Here is an 814-nt window from a genome sequence, read left to right on the forward strand (position 1 = left end):
GAGTTCGTACTTGCAGTCCCGGGCGAGCTTCAGGGTGCCGCCCAGTTCGTTGTTGGCCCGTACGACCGCTTCGACCAGCGCGTCGTCGTCGCAGGGCACCTCACGAACCCGGCCCTCCTCGTCACGCTCACCCCGACCGCCCCGGTCCTTGTCGCGGTCCTTGTCACGGTCCTTGTCGCGGTGCTCGTCGCGATCGTCCCTGCCGGGCCCGTCATCCTTGACGACCTGCTCGGCGGTGGACCACTTGAGGCTGTCCAGCCGGTTCATTCCCGCCGCCCCCGCGCCGGTGGCGGCACCCACGGTGACGAGGCTGACGACGCCGGTCAGGCCGGCGACGCCGGTGACGAGCCACAGCTTGCGGTGGTGCGGCGCCGCCCCGGTTTCCCGCGCCGTATCGGTGCTCTTCGGAAGGTAGTTGGACATCGGAGCTCTCTGCTCTCTCCTCGTACCAGACAAGGTGCTTCGCCATCGCGAGGCGCCTTGGCTACAAATCGGTTGTAGCTACTTAAGAACACCGTATGAGAATGTTCTTCGTAGCGAGGTTGTATCCGAAGGAATCGCACATTAGGGGTACGGCGCGCTCAGGCCGGCCCTAACCCGGACGTAGCTGTCGGGGCGCGAGGGGCCCCTCCCGCCGCCGGTCGGCGGTTGGGAGGGGCCCTGTCTCCGCTATGTGGTGCAGCCTCGGTCAGGCGAAGCAGTTGGGGATGTGGCCGGTGCAGTTGGTGGGGTCGTTGTCGATGACGATGGATTCGTCGTCGAGGCGGACTTTGCCGTCGTTGTTGACGATGCCGCCGGCGATGTCGTAGGGCTT

General features: G+C 66.3%; 1 pseudogene. It reads right to left on the reverse strand.

What is annotated here, in order from left to right:
- Positions 1-423 (reverse strand): annotated as a pseudogene (locus tag GVV04_RS31960) (hypothetical protein); the annotation flags it as partial.
- Between the last annotated feature and the right edge of the window lie 391 nt (positions 424-814).

This window comes from Micromonospora rubida, assembly GCF_009908295.1.
Classification (GTDB): Bacteria; Actinomycetota; Actinomycetes; order Mycobacteriales; family Micromonosporaceae; genus Micromonospora; species Micromonospora rubida.